A 2,723-nucleotide genomic window follows, 5' to 3' on the forward strand; every position below is an offset into this window, starting at 1 on the left:
CCGCAGGCAAAGAAGCTGCACGAAATGGGCGCTGAGGTTGACCTGATCGCCGGTTTCCGCAACAAGGACATCATCATCCTCGAGGACGAGATGAAAAACGCCTGCACCAACCTGCACATCGTGACCGACGACGGCTCGAACGGCCGCAAGGCTCTGGTTACGCAGGTGCTCAAGGAACTGATCGACGCGGGCAACCAGTACGATGCCGTAATCGCCATCGGCCCGATGATTATGATGAAGTTTGTCTGCGAGACCACCCGCCCGTACGGCATCAAGACCATCGTTTCCATGAACACCATCATGGTTGACGGTACCGGCATGTGCGGCGGTTGCCGTCTTACCGTTGGCGGTGAGACCAAGTTCGCATGCGTTGACGGTCCGGATTTCGACGGTCACCTCGTTGATTTTGACAGTGCAATGCGCCGCGGTGCCATGTACAAGGCACAGGAGCGCGCGGCGGTAGAGCGCCGCGAGGAGCATTGCAATCTGTTCAAGAAGGAGGTCAAGTAATCATGCCGAATATGAATCCGAAGAAGTGTCCGATGCCCGAGCAGGCGCCGGACGTCCGCAATAAGAACTTTGAAGAGGTAACGCTCGGCTATACCGCTGAAATGGCGGTCGAGGAAGCACAGCGCTGCCTGAACTGCAAGAACAAGCCCTGCATGACCGGCTGTCCGGTACAGGTTAAGATTCCGGAGTTCATCGCTCTGGTTGCTGAGGGCAAGTTCCTCGAGGCGGCTGCCAAGATCAAGGAGACCTCCGCTCTGCCCGCTGTCTGCGGCCGTGTCTGCCCGCAGGAAAGCCAGTGCGAGTGCCACTGCGTACGCGGCATCAAGGGCGAGGCTGTAGCAATCGGCCGTCTGGAGCGCTTTGTAGCCGACTACGCGCGCGAAAACAGCTCTGAAAAGGCAGTAAAGCCGGAGTCCAACGGTCACAAGGTTGCCATCGTTGGTGCAGGCCCGGCCGGTCTGACCTGTGCAGGCGATCTGGCTCGTATGGGTTACGAAGTTACCGTTTTCGAGGCACTGCACACCGCAGGCGGCGTACTCATGTACGGTATTCCGGAGTTCCGTCTGCCGAAGACTATCGTGCAGAAGGAAATCGACACGCTGAAGGACCTCGGTGTTGAGTTTGTTCTGAACTTCGTTGTCGGCCGTTCTGAGACCATCGACGAGCTGTTCGGTGACGGTTACGAAGCTATTTTTGTAGGCTCCGGTGCCGGTCTGCCGACCTTTATCGGTGTTCCGGGCGAGAACGCAAACGGCGTTTACTCCGCAAACGAATACCTGACCCGCATCAATCTGATGAAGGCGTATAAGGAAAACGCCGACACCCCGATCTACCACGCCAAGAAGGTCGCAGTAGTTGGCGGCGGCAACGTAGCCATGGACGCCGCTCGCTGCGCTAAGCGCATGGGCGCCGAGGAAGTTTACATCGTGTACCGCCGTTCCGAGAAGGAGCTTCCGGCTCGTCTCGAGGAGATCCACCACGCGAAGGAAGAGGGCGTTGTGTTCAAGTTCCTGACCGCGCCGCTCGAGGTGCTGTCTGACGAGAACTTCAACGTCACCGGCCTCAAGTGCCAGCAGATGGAGCTGGGCGAGCCTGACGCATCCGGCCGCCGCCGTCCGATTCCGGTTGAGGGCAGCGAGTTTGTACTCGACCTTGACTGCGTCATCGCGGCAATCGGCACCAGCCCGAACCCGCTGATTCGTCACACAACGCCGGGTCTGGAAACCAACCGCAAGGGCTGCATCGTGGCTGACGACGAGCACGGCATCACCTCCAAGGACGGCGTATTCGCCGGCGGCGACGCCGTTACCGGCGCAGCTACCGTTATCCTCGCAATGGGCGCTGGCAAGCGCGCTGCGGCTGCAATGGACGAGTACATCAAGAATAAGAACAAGTAATTTTTGTTGGATATGAGGAAAGAAAAACCAGGTTGCGCATTAAGCCGCAACCTGGTTTTTGCGGTGCGTCCGATATGGACAGCAACAAAGAAGCCGGGTGTCAGCAAAAACTGACGGAAAAACTCCCGAACCGATGAACAGAAGTCATATAGCAGGCCGTATCGGGACGGACGAGTGTGCCGCTCTATACAAAGTCCAGTGCTACTCGACCTGCTTGCGGATAAAAACTAACAACTTGTGAATGGTTTTTTGAAAGGTTCACCGTATCCTATAGGTACGGTGAACCTTTTATTTTGTGTAGGCGAGAGGAGGTACGCATTTGGACTGTGCTCGTCAATAGAAAAGTCTTGCAAAAGAGTGTCAAAAAAGGGGAGCACCTTCAACACCCAATATAATTGTTCGGCTTGTGTAGGTCGAGCCCCAACGCTCACTTTTTGGAGCCCTAAAGCCCTTTTTCAAAAAAATACAATTTTCCAGAAATGACATGATATATATAAATGGCAGATGGACGTTTGCGTTGAACTGCTGTCTATAGCTTCAAACTATGGACGATGATGGGTTTATCGTATTTTACAAAGGGGTCGTCAGCCCCTATACTAATATCATAAAATAAACGAGCCACTGCTCATTGCATAGATCAGAAAGGACAACCCCCATGAAAAATCCCGCTCCTTATCGTTATGATATTGTCGGCAGCTTCCTGCGCACAAAGGCTATCCACGAAGCTCGCAGCAAGTTTGAAGCCGGCGAAATTTCCGCTGAAGAACTGACCAAGGTCGAAGATGCCGAGATCACCGGTCTGGTAAAGAAGGAAGA

General features: G+C 54.8%; 2 protein-coding genes. Both read left to right on the top strand.

Features of this window, described 5'->3' with window-relative positions; all coding sequences use genetic code 11:
* On the top strand, positions 1-510 hold a 510-nt coding region (locus tag C7386_RS13115; RefSeq protein WP_116704932.1), incomplete at its 5' end, for a sulfide/dihydroorotate dehydrogenase-like FAD/NAD-binding protein.
* Positions 511-512: 2 nt separating this feature from the next.
* Positions 513-1,907, top strand: a complete 1,395-nt coding sequence (gene gltA / locus C7386_RS13120) for an NADPH-dependent glutamate synthase (protein WP_110435938.1) — start codon at positions 513-515, stop codon at positions 1,905-1,907.
* The last annotated feature ends 816 nt before the right edge of the window (positions 1,908-2,723 follow it).

Origin of the sequence: Agathobaculum butyriciproducens (genome assembly GCA_003096535.1) — a bacterium.
Lineage (GTDB): Bacteria > Bacillota > Clostridia > Oscillospirales > Butyricicoccaceae > Agathobaculum > Agathobaculum butyriciproducens.